Source organism: Microseira wollei NIES-4236 (genome assembly GCF_020521235.1).
GTDB classification, from domain to species: Bacteria; Cyanobacteriota; Cyanobacteriia; order Cyanobacteriales; family Aerosakkonemataceae; genus Microseira; species Microseira wollei.
The window spans coordinates 1-12,195 of the sequence record NZ_BLAY01000006.1 but is presented as its reverse complement, the minus strand read 5'-3'; the positions used below and the strand labels follow the sequence as shown (position 1 = coordinate 12,195).

General features: G+C 46.5%; 15 protein-coding genes. 8 read left to right on the top strand and 7 right to left on the bottom strand.

The features are described 5' to 3' along the window. Positions 1 to 76: 76 nt before the first annotated feature. A complete protein-coding gene (locus MiSe_RS03285) occupies positions 77 to 925 on the bottom strand; it encodes a cyanophycinase (protein WP_226574741.1) in 849 nt (282 codons plus the stop codon). Between the two features lie 463 nt (positions 926 to 1,388). Here MiSe_RS03285 and trmD point away from each other — a divergent pair, with 463 nt between their 5' ends. The 7 genes from trmD (at position 1,389) to MiSe_RS03250 (ending at position 7,858) form a co-directional block, all read left to right on the top strand. After that, positions 1,389 to 2,087, top strand: a complete 699-nt coding sequence (gene trmD / locus MiSe_RS03280) for a tRNA (guanosine(37)-N1)-methyltransferase TrmD (RefSeq protein WP_226574739.1) — start codon at positions 1,389 to 1,391, stop codon at positions 2,085 to 2,087. Between the two features lie 435 nt (positions 2,088 to 2,522). Further along, positions 2,523 to 3,536 (top strand): DUF1517 domain-containing protein, encoded by a 1,014-nt coding sequence (locus MiSe_RS03275; protein WP_226574737.1) that lies wholly within the window; start codon positions 2,523 to 2,525, stop codon positions 3,534 to 3,536. A gap of 308 nt (positions 3,537 to 3,844) precedes the next feature. Then, positions 3,845 to 4,327 (top strand): 2-C-methyl-D-erythritol 2,4-cyclodiphosphate synthase, encoded by a 483-nt coding sequence (gene ispF, locus MiSe_RS03270; RefSeq protein ID WP_226574735.1) that lies wholly within the window; start codon positions 3,845 to 3,847, stop codon positions 4,325 to 4,327. A 28-nt stretch (positions 4,328 to 4,355) separates the two neighbouring features. Continuing rightward, positions 4,356 to 4,937, top strand: coding sequence for a hypothetical protein (locus MiSe_RS03265; protein WP_226574733.1), 582 nt, complete (start codon positions 4,356 to 4,358; stop codon positions 4,935 to 4,937). Then, a complete protein-coding gene (locus MiSe_RS03260) occupies positions 4,921 to 5,517 on the top strand; it encodes a PIN domain-containing protein (RefSeq protein WP_226574732.1) in 597 nt (198 codons plus the stop codon). Before MiSe_RS03265 ends, MiSe_RS03260 begins: the two co-directional genes overlap by 17 nt. A gap of 20 nt (positions 5,518 to 5,537) precedes the next feature. Beyond that, positions 5,538 to 7,328 carry an ABC transporter substrate-binding protein gene (locus tag MiSe_RS03255; RefSeq protein ID WP_226574730.1) on the top strand — a complete coding sequence of 597 codons (1,791 nt, stop codon included), beginning with the start codon at positions 5,538 to 5,540 and terminating at the stop codon, positions 7,326 to 7,328. A 71-nt stretch (positions 7,329 to 7,399) separates the two neighbouring features. Further along, the gene (locus MiSe_RS03250; RefSeq protein ID WP_226574729.1) at positions 7,400 to 7,858 is read left to right on the top strand and encodes a DUF29 domain-containing protein; all 459 of its coding nucleotides are present in this window, start codon (positions 7,400 to 7,402) and stop codon (positions 7,856 to 7,858) included. A 205-nt stretch (positions 7,859 to 8,063) separates the two neighbouring features. Here MiSe_RS03250 and MiSe_RS03245 read toward each other — a convergent pair whose 3' ends face one another. Both MiSe_RS03245 and MiSe_RS03240 read right to left on the bottom strand, forming a co-directional pair. After that, the gene (locus MiSe_RS03245) at positions 8,064 to 8,408 is read right to left on the bottom strand and encodes a DUF5615 family PIN-like protein (RefSeq protein WP_226574727.1); all 345 of its coding nucleotides are present in this window, start codon (positions 8,406 to 8,408) and stop codon (positions 8,064 to 8,066) included. Continuing rightward, positions 8,405 to 8,698, bottom strand: coding sequence for a DUF433 domain-containing protein (locus tag MiSe_RS03240; protein WP_226574725.1), 294 nt, complete (start codon positions 8,696 to 8,698; stop codon positions 8,405 to 8,407). Before MiSe_RS03240 ends, MiSe_RS03245 begins: the two co-directional genes overlap by 4 nt. A 104-nt stretch (positions 8,699 to 8,802) precedes the next feature. Here MiSe_RS03240 and larB point away from each other — a divergent pair, with 104 nt between their 5' ends. Then, complete coding sequence (gene larB, locus MiSe_RS03235; protein ID WP_226574723.1) at positions 8,803 to 9,585, top strand: nickel pincer cofactor biosynthesis protein LarB; 783 nt, start codon at positions 8,803 to 8,805, stop codon at positions 9,583 to 9,585. Here the strand turns inward: larB and MiSe_RS03230 are convergent. The 4 genes from MiSe_RS03230 to MiSe_RS03215 form a co-directional block, all read right to left on the bottom strand. Next, positions 9,582 to 10,325: a sensor domain-containing diguanylate cyclase gene (locus MiSe_RS03230; protein ID WP_226574910.1), complete on the bottom strand. Its 744-nt coding sequence runs from the start codon at positions 10,323 to 10,325 to the stop codon at positions 9,582 to 9,584. The two genes, larB and MiSe_RS03230, sit on opposite strands and share 4 nt — an antisense overlap. Beyond that, on the bottom strand, positions 10,326 to 10,490 hold the full coding sequence (locus tag MiSe_RS03225) for a hypothetical protein (RefSeq protein ID WP_226574722.1): 165 nt from the start codon (positions 10,488 to 10,490) through the stop codon (positions 10,326 to 10,328). 462 nt (positions 10,491 to 10,952) lie between these two features. Then, on the bottom strand, positions 10,953 to 11,603 hold the full coding sequence (locus MiSe_RS03220) for a PAS domain-containing protein (RefSeq protein ID WP_226574720.1): 651 nt from the start codon (positions 11,601 to 11,603) through the stop codon (positions 10,953 to 10,955). Positions 11,604 to 11,621: 18 nt separating this feature from the next. Next, a complete protein-coding gene (locus MiSe_RS03215; RefSeq protein WP_226574718.1) occupies positions 11,622 to 12,077 on the bottom strand; it encodes a PAS domain-containing protein in 456 nt (151 codons plus the stop codon). Positions 12,078 to 12,195 lie beyond the last annotated feature (118 nt).

Here is a 12,195-nt window from a genome sequence, read left to right as displayed (position 1 = left end):
AGAAGGCGAACATCTAGCGCTCTCAAACCTCCTATGCTATCTCACTATGGATTTGTGTCGGGGATCGCCATCTGCTTCAGCCTGTAGGAATAATTGCACGCTGGTGCAGGTCGTAGCGCTGACCATAGCTGAGAATATGTACTCGTAAATTGTGAATGCTAATCGGGTCGGTGGCGCCGATCAAAGGCTGGTTGGTGTAGGACACTTCCCCTGGATCGACGATGGTTACCGTCCCTTTGCCCACCACTTGCAGGATACCATCTTGCTCGAACAAGGCACAGGTATCTTCATCGATGCCGATACCCAGACGGTCCGGATGGGCTGCGATCGCGCTCATCAATCTCGCCATGCGGTTGCGGTTGTGAAAGTGCTGATCTACCACAACTTCTGGTATAATACCAAGCCCCGTTGCCATATCGACTAAAGAACGGTTGGGACATTCGCCGCTACCGCCCCCTGCTATCATATGGTGACCCATGACGGCTGCTCCGGCGCTGGTTCCCGCCAGGGTAATTTGACCCATCTGGACGCGCAGGCGCAATTTTTCCATCAACACCGTATCCGCAAGCAGTCCGCACAGGCGCAGTTGATCGCCGCCGGTGAGGAATACCCCCGTACACACCTCTAGGTATTCGTGGACTGCCGCATCTTCGCACTGATCGCGATCGCGTATATCCAGCACTTCAATTCGCTTAGCACCCATCTCATTAAAGATGCCGCGATACCGTTCGCCAATAATCGCGGGTTCTCGACTCGCCGATGGTACAATCGCGATTTGAGCATCAGCCGATCCGGCACGGTAAAAAAAAGTGTGCAAGATCTCCCGTCCGTGAACTTTATCTTCAGCGCCGCCAATCACCATGATGGCGGTTTTGGTTGATTGGGGTTTTCTGGTTTCCAAGGCTTGCAATTCTAACTGTTGCATTGTGTTGCTTCTCTCTCCTGGCGATCCCCCCTGGACCCCCCTGACAAGCGGGGCTGGGTTTTGGCTTATGAGCGTGACGGTTAACACATAATTTTAGCTTATTAGATATCTCATGAAGCAATTATTAATCGCGTTTCCATCTCTCTTTGGGCATAATCTCTATCCAGCGACGGGCACAAAATTTGGTGCAAGGTTAATTATAGAGTTTACCGCGAAAACCCCGTGTCAAAAGAGTAGGAGCGAGCGTGGGAGACGAAAGCACTCACTAAAGAATATTTTACGCTCTAGGAGATTACCCTTTTGGGCGATTGGTCTAAACCTGTGGTGTAACCGTGAGTCATTGCACCAAGAATCACCGTCTCTCTAGAGTCGTGAGTGTCAAACGATTTGACCCATCCCTGTTAACATCAGGAATGTTTTAGTTTTTCTCAAGATTTGCCAACTCAATTTCAACTCAAAACCCGTGCGATTTGATGTTATAACTCTATTTCCAGATTTTTTCGCATCTCCCCTGAGTTCGGGATTGCTGGGAAAAGCTCTCGAAAAACAGATAGCTCAAGTTAATCTAGTCAATCCTAGAGATTTCGCTACAGATAAGCATCGCCGGGTAGATGACGAACCCTACGGCGGCGGCGTCGGGATGCTGATGAAACCAGAACCCATTTTTGCCGCCATCGAGTCGCTACCCGTCTTACCCAAACGCGACGTTATCCTGATGACGCCGCAAGGTCAAACCCTGAATCAAGGTCTACTCAAAGAATTAGCCACCCATTACGACCAACTGGTGGTGATTTGCGGACATTACGAAGGCGTAGATGAGCGAGTGCTGGATTTAGTGACTCGCGAGGTATCTTTAGGCGATTTTGTCCTAACTTGCGGCGAAATTCCCGCACTAGCACTGATTAACGGGGTTGTGAGATTGCGTCCCGGTACAGTAGGCAAGCAAGAATCCCTCAAAGCAGAGAGTTTCGAGGCGACACTGCTGGACTATCCCCAGTACACCCGTCCCCCAGAGTTTCGCGGGTTACGAGTTCCCGATGTCTTGCTGTCGGGGAACCACGGCGAGATTGGGCGGTGGCGATTTCAGCAGCAAATCGAACGAACAAAAGCAAGGCGTCCCGATTTGTATGAAAAATGGTTGAGAGAGACAGGTGGCGAGTAAAAGAATCCCGGTTTGTTCGACAATACCTTCGCCAATTTTGTTAAACGCCCGCACCCTGAAGGGTGCGGCTACACAGACAAAGCCCGCCTGCGCGGGCTGAAATCAAATGCAGGCTGCGAAGGCAGCCTTTGTTTGTGTAGCGGCACCCTTAAGGGTGCCGGATGCAAGGCGAAGGTATTATTCAAGAAACCGGGTTTGTGAGATTGTTGTTAACTTTCTTGCGAGATTTGGGAAATTGGATGATTCCAGCGGTAAGAATAAAGAAGCAAATCATATCATGTCCCTGGGCAACGGTTGTGTAACTGCTAATAGCTAATCGCTAATGGCGACTCTCTGGCAATTGACAATTAGCAATTAGCAAGCTGGCAATTAGCCATCCATACACTACCGATACCTAAGGACATGAAGTCATAGCAGAGTTGCCAAATCATCCCCATGAAACCCAAGTCAAAGTTACAGCTATTATGTGCTGCCGCTGTTTCGTTTCTCTTGGTCAACGCGGTAGATATACAATTAACGCCGACTACCAATCAACTAACGCTAAACATCGGTACAGAAGCACAAGCAAGAAGGGGAGGAGGACGCAGCGGCGGCGGTTCGTTTAGATCTGCACCTTCCCGCTCAAATTCTCCCAGTCGCAGTAGTGGTTCGGATTCCAATTATGGTGGTGGGGGTTACTCATCCGGAGGCACAACTATCTATGTTGGGCCAAGATATAGCTATGGCGGCTACTATTATTCCCCGATTTCTCTGATTGTTTTGGTCATCATTTTAGCAATTCTCGTGGCTGCGATCGCTTACGCCATTGCCATATCTAAGAAGAAAGCTATCAGTGCCGGTACAACTGAGACTTATACCAATACTGGCAATCGCGAACTTGATAACAATATCGTCACCATCAGTAAAATCCAAGTCGGATTGCTGGCGCAAGCGCATTCGATTCAAACTCAGCTTTCACAATTGAGTTTAAATATCGCTACTGACACTCCAGAAGGCTTATCCGAATTATTGCAAGAATCGGCTTTGGCACTGTTGAGAACACCAGAAAACTGGACTCACGTATCGGCAACTTCCAAAACCGTCCGCAGTCGCGACGAAGCTGAGGCAATTTTTAACAAGTTTTCGATTGAAGAACGGGGTAAGTTTAGCGGCGAAACTCTCACAAATGTCAATGGTAAAGTTAGTCAAAATCAGCCTAATTCAAATTCGGATAGCGAACCAGGTTCTTATATTGTGGTGACGCTGCTAATTGGAACCGAAGACGATCGCCCTCTGTTTGGTAATGTCTATTCTACTAATGATTTAAAGCAAGCGCTGGAGCGAATTGCTGCCACTCCTCCGGAATATTTGTCTAAGTTTGAATTGCTTTGGACTCCTCAAGTTGAAACCGAAAGTTTAACTTATGATGAAATGTTGACCGAGTACGCGAGTTTGATGCAAATTGCATAATGGGTAATTGGTAATTGGTAATTGGTTTGAACCCTAACCTTTGCGATTAAGTAGCAGATGGTGCGTTACACTTCGTTAACGCACCATCTGCGACTTGTTAGCTTACGCGCAAGTTCCCGGTTTCTACGAAAAATCCTTGGGAGAGGAAACGAGAAATCAACTAAGAAACCTGGTTGCTTTTCTCGTCCTGCGTAAGTCCTGGAAGTGTAACGCACCATCTGCGACTTGTTAGAGGAAAAAGACCGATCCCATGCAGAGCGATCGCTCGTAAAATACGGAAGGGCAAGATTCAGGATTTTACAACCACTATGTCTCTCAGAATTGGCAACGGCTACGATATTCACAGATTGGTTACGGGTCGTCCTTTAATTTTAGGCGGGGTGAACATTCCCCACGAAATGGGACTGTTGGGACATAGCGACGCCGATGTCTTAACTCACGCCATCATGGATGCGATGCTGGGTGCGTTGAGTTTGGGGGATATCGGACATTATTTTCCGCCAACCGATGCAAAATGGGCGGGGGCAGATAGCCTGGAGTTGTTAAAGCAGGTATATGGGTTAGTGCAGGAGAAAGGTTGGCGAGTGAGTAATATTGATTCCGTCGTGGTGGCGGAACGTCCGAAACTGAAACCGCATATAGGGGAGATGCGATCGCGCCTCGCCAGCGTTTTAAACTTAGAAGCAGACCAAATCGGCGTTAAAGCAACTACCAACGAGAAATTAGACGCCGTTGGACAAGAAGCAGGAATAGCCGCCTACGCCGTAGTCTTGCTAGAAAAAAAGGAATAAAGTTTAATCCTTAATCCGGGCATTCAAAATGACTGAATCCTTAATTGAAAGATACCAAAGAACGATATTTCGTATCGTTCTACATTCCCCATCACCAGAAAATGGGGAAACTAAGTCGATAAAAACCAGAAAATGGGAAGAAGCACTGCGAATTTATGCTCATGGCGTCGCCCTCGACGCAGAAGAAAGAATTGTTGTGTTAATTCAAGCCCACGGACAGAAGTTAAGACCGCTGTTTATCACCGAATATGTTGGTTACTTCAAAGCAGCCAGAGGTGTAATTCCTTTTATGATCCTGCTGGATAAAGAAGACATCCTGATTTTTGCTTGGTACAGCGATAATGTAGCAGAACCAATTTGTACGCTTAAAGTAATTGATGTGCTAAGTCGCTATGCCCCGGATATTGAGAGCAAGCAGAAGTCACGTTCTTCTTTGAGTGCTTCTTATCTAGTAGGAATGACTAAATCTTGGATAGATGATTTGGTATATCATTGGAAGTCGGAAACACCCCCAGCTTTAGAGCTAATCGAAGCAATTGGTTTATTGCCGTTGCTCAAAGATGGTTCAACACAATCTGATGTGGAGATACGGCTTGATATTCTACATTGAAACAAACTTTCTGATGAGTATTGCCACAGGACGCGACCCTCAAGCCGATACTTTGCTACAAAATCCGCCGCCATCAGTTCAGATAGCAATACCCAGTATTTGCTGTCTGGAGGCTTTAGCGGCTTTAGAACAAGATAAAAAAGCTCGCAAACGTTTTAACCAAGAACTGGACATTCAAATTAATCAGTCAAAACGAAACCTTGTTTCACCTCATGCTCAAGCTCTTAACTTACTCTTAAGCCAAGCTCGTGATGAAAATGAAAGTTTAATGGATGATACTGAGTTGCGGCTAACTCAAGCACTTAAGCAAATAGCAAGTAAGGCAGATTTGATTGCGTTAACGACTGATATACTTCAGCAAAGTTTGGATAGAGATATGATTGAAGACCCGACAGATAACTTGATTTTACATTGCATTCTCGGTCACGCAGGGTTGCACCCAACTCAAGTTAAAGTATTTATGAGTAGCAATACCAAAGACTTTGGCACGTTGGAAGTGCGAGAAGCTTTGCGGAATGCTGGTGTAGAAAATTATTTCAGCCGCACCGGGGATTTCCTGGGTTGGCTACAATCGCAGTAAATGTCGGTACAGTAAAAATTATGAAACTCTTAACTATGATTTACAAAACTTGGCGGCGTTGGATGGCGGTGATGGTGGCGGGTGTGGTAGCTGTTGCTCTCACATCGTGTAACCCATCCCAGTTTAAAGCAGAAGCGGCTAGAGTTCCCCAAATCGTTGTTGCCGTTCTTGGCGAACCTTCTACTTTTAACTACGCACTCAACGAATCTGCCTACAGCGTTTTTGGCTTTATCTACGATGGTTTAATTAGCGAAAATCCCTTCACCTCCCAACTCGAACCAAATTTAGCCGAATCTTGGGAAGTTTCCGAAGATAAAAAGCGCATAGTCATTACCCTGCGTGAAGGACTCAAATGGTCGGATGGTCAGCCAATGACTGCTGATGATGTTGTCTTTACTTACAACGAAATTTACTTTAACACCAAAATTCCCACTTCGGTCAGAGATATTTTAGAAATTGGCGAAAGCCGCGCTTTACCAAGTGTAAAAAAACTCGACTCACGCCGAGTTGAATTCACCGTACCCGAACCTTTTGCGCCTTTTTTAAGATATGTAGGCGGCATTCCCATTATGCCAGCCCATGCGCTAAAAGACGCCGTTCGTACAATCGATTCTAATGGTAATCCCAAGTTTCTGACAACTTGGGGAACTGGAAGCGACCCGAAAGAAATTATCGGGAATGGCTACTATGTGATGGAAAGTTACACTCCCAGTCAGCGAGTCATATTCCGGCGCAATCCATATTATTGGCGCAAGGATAGTCAAGGCAATCCCCAACCTTATATCGAGCGGATTGTTTGGCAAATTATTGAATCGACGGATAACCAATTAGTTAGTTTTCGTTCGGGACAGTTGGATACTTTAGAAGTGGCTCCAGAAGCTTTTCAGTTATTGAAGCGCGAGGAAAAGCGAGCGGGTTTTAAAATATATAACGGGGGGCCAAATACGGGAACAACTTTTATTGCTTTCAATTTGAATAAAGCCAAGAATGCTAAGGGACAGCCTTTAGTAGATCCAATCAAGTCTCGCTGGTTCAATACCAAGGAATTCAGACAAGCAGTTGCTTATGCACTTGACCGCGAAACGATGAAAGTCAATGTGTTTCGGGGACTGGGAGAACTGCAAAATTCGTTTGTTTATGTCAAAAGTCCCTTTTTCTTGCCGCCGGAAAAAGGGTTAAAAGTTTACAATTACGCTCCGGAGAAATCCAAGGAATTGCTGTTACAAGCTGGATTCAAATATAATTCAGACAATCAGCTTGTAGATAAGGATGGTAAACCAGTACGATTCACGCTGTTAACGAATTCCGAAAGGAAAACAAGGATCGATATGGCGGCGCAGATTAAACGGGATTTGGCGAAGATTGGGATTCAAGTCGATTTGCAAATTATCAGCTTCAATGCTTATCTACAAAAACTGAAAGAAACCCAGGATTGGGATTGTTATCTGGGCGGATTTGCTGGAAGCGGGATCGAGCCGCACAGTGCTAGCAATATTTGGAAAACTACCGGGTCGTCCCATGCATTTAATCAAGGACCACAGCCGGGTTCTCAACCTTTAATTGGCTGGGAAGTTTCTGAATGGGAAAAGGAAATTGACCGCCTTTATAAGCAAGGCGCGCAAGAATTAGATGAGAAAAAACGCATAGAAATTTATCACCAATATCAGCGCATTGCTTCCGAACAGTTGCCGTTTATACACCTGGTAGAACGGTTGGACTTGCAGGCGGTGAGCGATCGCATCCAAGGTGTGAGATACTCAGCCCTCGGTGGCCCATTCTGGAACTTGTATGAATTGCAAGTAACGAAATAGATTGGGTAATGGGTAATGGGTAATGGGAAAGAACTATTACCCATTAGCGTACAATAATTGGTGAAAAAGTCATGGTATCCAATACTACTCAAGCAACCCTATACGAACGGGATTTTGCATTATGGATAGAAGATACAGTAGCGCGGTTAAAAGCGCGGGAGGTTGATAATTTGGATTGGGACAATTTGGTGGAGGAGATTGAGGCTTTGGGTATTTCGCAAAAGCATGAGGTAGAAAGCCGTCTCAAAACAATTCTGGCTCACATTCTTAAACGGTGCTACGTGCTTCTGCCCGATTGTTTTCGAGGTTGGCAAGTTACCATTCGTACACAGCGCAACGATTTAAAGCGCCTGCTGAAAAAGTCTCCCAGCTTACGCAATCATTTGCTGGTAGAATTTGACGAGGTTTATCAAGAAGCGCTTGAGGAAGTGCGCGAAGAATATCCCGAAACCGAGTTTCCTGAAACATGGAATTTTAGCCACGATTTGGATGCGATACTAACAGAAATATTCTGGGAAAGCGAAGTATAATATCATGTCCTTAGGTATCGGTAGTGTATCGATGGCTAATAGCTAATTGCTAATTGGTAATTGCTCGCAATTCAATTGCCTCCAGAGCAGTCAGCGATTAGCTATTAGCATTTACACAACCGTTGCTATTGGACATGATATAACAAATCCCTGCAAGAAACGATTGTTTGAGTTTTTGCTGTGAGGTGATATGTTATCTGCCGCGCTACACATACAATAACTGGTTAGCAATTTCGTCAGCTGTTAGCGCGTCTAACAAAATCCCAAGGAGTTGGGCAATTTCGTGAGGCGTCTTTTGAGGCACTATAATAATCCCTGAATGCTGCTGCCCATCTGCGATATACTTCAAGTGCAGTCGCTCGAAATCCACTCTATTATGGGTAAGCAGACATCGCTCGACCGATGCAGCATAAGCTAATTGTTCCCTGTCCGACGCACCCAGCATTCCTTCGGAATGCACTGTCGTTACATTGAAGCCTTTACCTCGCAACAAAGTGGCTACAAGCATCGAAACATCTTCATCAGAATAAAGGGTTGCAAATAATTTCACGGTTGTTTCATGGCAGCTTTTACTGCGGGATGCACCAATTCTTCAGGAATCCGATTGCGTTCAATATAGGTATTAATTTCTTCCTGATTGTCTAAATAAAAGCTCAGTGCATCGAAAACTTGAGCCAATGTCAGATGGGGTAAGTGCGTCGGGATTTCTTCAGCAGATACAGCTAAACGCCACAACCCTACGATGGCACGAACTGAGGTTCTCGTCCCTGCAATAATCGGTTCGCCTTGTAAAATTTCTGGGTTCCCCGTGACGTAACGCGAGATCGCTTGTACAGTCATGGGAATTAAGATGCCATTTTTTCCCAGTGTAATCCAAGCTCAAGCCAGTGAAAAAATCTAGCAGGAAAAACAGCGATTGCACTCCAAAGTGACACAATAAAAGAATGTCCCATCCTCAAGCCCTCCAATCTCTCCTAGAAGCTGTTGCCGCTGGTAAAGTTACCCCAGATGTGGCATTAGAAAAGCTCAAGCATTTCGCCATTGAACCTGTCGGCGATTTTGCCAAAATTGACAATCACCGCGCCTTGCGTACCGGATTCCCAGAAGCAATTTGGGGTCCCGGTAAAACACCCGATCAAATTGTGCAAATTTTCCAAACGATGCGCCAGCGTCATCCGGTGGTAATGGCAACCCGAATTGAACCGGATGTCTACCTCCAAGTTCAGGAAAAATTACCCCAACTTTACTACTACCCCACTGCCCGCATTTGCGCTACCGTCCCCGCTGCCTTAGAACCCCAGTACCCAGGCAATATCGGTATCCTCTCGGCGGGGACTGCGGATTTGCCCGTCGCCGAAGAAGCGGCGGTGACGGCAGAGTTATCCGGTTTTCGGGTACAGCGTCTCTGGGATGTGGGGGTTGCCGGAATTCACCGCTTGCTGGCAAACCGCCACGTGATTGCCTCTGCCAACGTGTTAATCGTCGTTGCCGGGATGGAAGGCGCTTTACCCAGCGTCGTTGCCGGTTTGGCAGATTGTCCGGTAATTGCCGTTCCCACCAGTATCGGTTACGGTGCCAGTTTCGGCGGCCTCGCCCCCCTCTTGACAATGCTCAACTCTTGTGCTGCTGGGGTGGGGGTGGTAAATATTGATAATGGTTTTGGTGCGGCTATTTTAGCAGGGCAGATTTTACGGACGGCGCAGAAGATATCGGTGCGATCGGTTTAAAAGTTGCACTCCCCAGTAACTGGAAATAGACAATAGCGATCGCGTCCTTGTTGTTTGGCAGTATAAAGCGCTCGCTCGGCGGCGTTAAGTAAATCTTGGGACGATAATGTTTTTGTCGGCACAACGCTAGCAACCCCCAGACTGACTGTAACGCGATCGCTCACACTAGACTTACTATGAGGAATTGCCAACTGCCGCACTGCTTGCCGAATTGTACTGGCAATGTGCATCGCACCCGTGGAGTCGGTATTGGGTAGAACAACGGCAAATTCTTCCCCGCCGTAGCGAGCGACTAAATCTGCCGGACGCCTTCCAACAGCTGCGATCGCCACTGCCATTTGCCGCAAGCAATCATCTCCTGCCAAATGACCGTAGGTATCGTTGTAAAGTTTAAAATAATCCGCATCAAACAAAATCAAAGATAGCGGTAGTTGCTCGCGTTTGTGCCGCAGCCACTCAATATTAAGATATTCGTCAAACCTGCGACGGTTGGCTAGTTGGGTTAACCCATCCAGACTCGCCTGTCGTTGCAGTTCCAAGTTGGCAGTTTGCAGTTGCTGATAAAGTTCCGACTGCTGAATCGCAATTCCTACACTCATCGCCAGTTGTTGAAGTAAATCGATTTCTAGCACTTGCCACTGACGCGGGTTAGCACAATGCTGCGCCACCAGCAAACCCCACAAACTTTCCCCTTGCAGGATCGGTACAACCAAGTTTGCTTTGACTGGGAAACTTGCCAGTCAATTGACATAACAGCGATCGATCCCCGCCGAGTATATATCTGTGAGCGCGCGAATGCGACGCTTTGTGTAAGGTTCGATACATTGATCCGCACTCAGACAGGTATCTTCTATTTTCCTGCCCAATATGCTGACCCAAACCGGGTCTACAGATTCTACAACCACAGTACCGCTCCAGTCTGGTTCAAAGCGATAAATAATTACCCGGTCGGTTTGGAGAAATTGTGCTATACAGAACTTGGCTAAACTTATCTAAGCTTCACCATTCAACTAGAACTAATTTCTCTTGGGTCTGCTTCCTGCTTCCACCAAGGGATTCGGCTCCAACTTGTCCACTAGGAAATTCGGTTGAGCTTACCCTATTTTTCATGGCGATATAACAATTGTTTTTGAAGCTAAGAGCCATTGTTCAACCATTATTTTCAGCCAATTTAACGAATCGTGGTATCCCGTTCCACCTTTTTACAGGCTGGCTAGTTTTGCAGCGCAGCTGCTGGTTTGCTTTCCCAGAAGATTTTAAGCCTTGGTTTTCGGCATTATGTTAAATATGACATAAAATTACAACAAAGTCAATATTATCGCCATAAATAACTATGAGTAACTTTAGCCAAGTATTTGGCTATTTAGTCAAGCTCTCAATTCTGCCACGGTGGTATTGAGAATTTCATCCAAATTTAAAGACTGGCGGATGCGCTGGGCGATCGTTCCTACAAGGCGTTGGAGATCTGCTTGCTGGCGCAAATACTCGATTAATTGCCGCTCTACTGCTTCCCCATGCTTGCGCTCTGTAATATCTTCGGCTATGCCAGCCACACGATACACCTTTCCTTGGTCATTGTAAATCGGAAACGCCCGCGCTCTGATCTGGCGAATCGTGCCATCAGGACGTTGAATGCGGTATTCTGCTTCGATTTGGCTGGTGTTCCACTCATCAATTAAAAACACTTTTTTGACGCGATCGCGATCCTCACTGACAACGCTGTCGATCCAGACATTCAGGTTGGCATAAAGTTCGGCACCAGGTCGTCCCCAGACTTGTTCGTAAGCAGGACTGATATAGAGCATCCGACCCTCGATGACATCTTGCAAGTAAAAAATTTCTCGGATATGCTCTGCTAACTGGCGGAACCGTTCTTCGCTGTCCCGCAACGCTGCAAGGGCAAGTTTGCGATCGCTGATATCTTGTACCGTGCCAAACAAGCTTTTAACCCGTCCTTCCCCATCTAAAACCGCTTCTACTCTCGCTTCAATGTATCGGACTGAGTTATCCGGTAGCACAATTTTGAGTTCGCTTTCCTAGGGTTTTCCCGTTGCGATCGCCCTTTTCACCAAACGCCGGAATTTTTCTCGTTCGTCGCGATGATACAGATCGATCAGTTCTTCATAGCTGGGTTCGCCTTGTTTGGGGTCAAGACCGTAAATGCGAAATAGCTCTTGCGACCAAGTAATTTTTTGATTGGCAATATCAAACTCCCAATTCCCAATATGGGCAATCCTTTGCGCGGCGGCGAGAAAATTTTCGCTTTTTCGCAGTTTTTCTTCCGTCTGTTTGCGCGCTGTAATATCGATCATCGACCCCACCATGCGAATCGGGTGTCCGGTGTTGGCGCGCACGGCTTTACCTTGGGAGAGAAACCAACCGTAACTGCCATCACCTCGTTGGATTCGCACCTCGATGGCGTAGGGGGTGTTAAACGCTAGATGATTTTGTACGCACTCAGCAAATCGCTGTTGGTCTTCTGGTTGAGCCACTCCCCGCGATAAATCGACGGGGATTCAGGCTAAGAATTGGAGTTAACTTTTCGCTCGAAAAATAGCTATCTGGTTAACTGTTCTTAGCTTAATGCAGAACTGCTCAGAGGGTGAATGA

Coding starts and splice junctions, on each gene's coding strand:
- MiSe_RS03285 (WP_226574741.1), bottom strand. CDS start 925: ATGCAACAGTTAGAATTGCAAGCCTTGGAAACCAGAAAACCCCAATCA.
- MiSe_RS03275 (WP_226574737.1), top strand. CDS start 2,523: ATGAAACCCAAGTCAAAGTTACAGCTATTATGTGCTGCCGCTGTTTCG.
- ispF (WP_226574735.1), top strand. CDS start 3,845: ATGTCTCTCAGAATTGGCAACGGCTACGATATTCACAGATTGGTTACG.
- MiSe_RS03265 (WP_226574733.1), top strand. CDS start 4,356: ATGACTGAATCCTTAATTGAAAGATACCAAAGAACGATATTTCGTATC.
- MiSe_RS03255 (WP_226574730.1), top strand. CDS start 5,538: ATGAAACTCTTAACTATGATTTACAAAACTTGGCGGCGTTGGATGGCG.
- MiSe_RS03250 (WP_226574729.1), top strand. CDS start 7,400: ATGGTATCCAATACTACTCAAGCAACCCTATACGAACGGGATTTTGCA.
- MiSe_RS03240 (WP_226574725.1), bottom strand. CDS start 8,698: ATGACTGTACAAGCGATCTCGCGTTACGTCACGGGGAACCCAGAAATT.
- larB (WP_226574723.1), top strand. CDS start 8,803: ATGTCCCATCCTCAAGCCCTCCAATCTCTCCTAGAAGCTGTTGCCGCT.